The organism is Oceanospirillum linum, from assembly GCF_001995095.2.
GTDB classification, from domain to species: domain Bacteria; phylum Pseudomonadota; class Gammaproteobacteria; order Pseudomonadales; family Halomonadaceae; genus Oceanospirillum; species Oceanospirillum linum.
Genome location: NZ_MTSD02000156.1, coordinates 1 through 418, shown reverse-complemented (window position 1 = coordinate 418; position 418 = coordinate 1). Strand labels below are relative to the sequence as shown.

Here is a 418-nt window from a genome sequence, read left to right as displayed (position 1 = left end):
TGCATCTGATGCGCCTTGCCAACTCGGGCGAGGCGAGTATCGGCCGCAAAGTTGCGACGTTGCGCGACGCGATCAACGCGACGGGCACGAATCGGATCGCGCGTTGGACTCAACTATTGCTTTATGCGGACGGCCGTAAGGTTCCGCTCGAGCAAGACGCGCTCGTTCAGCTCGCGGCCACGCGCGCCCGATTCATGGAAACCGCATCGGCGCGTCTTGCGCATGCGAACCGCAAGGTGGTGGACGGTGCGTTTTTGACGGGCGTGTTTTCGCTCGTCGATGCCGTGTTCGGCGATACGCTTGAAAACACGCTCGAAGCGCTGACACTGGCGAGTCACATTCGGGCAGCGATCTTGCACCGCGAAGGGCAACTCGGCACGCTGCTCGGCGCCATAGAAGCGCTTGAGCATGGCGATTG

Annotated in this window: 1 protein-coding gene; it reads left to right on the top strand. The window is 62.0% G+C overall.

What is annotated here, in order from left to right:
• Nucleotides 1-418, top strand: a 418-nt coding sequence (locus BTA35_RS17090) for a YuxH family protein (RefSeq protein WP_202931319.1), incomplete at both ends; no start/stop codon positions are given.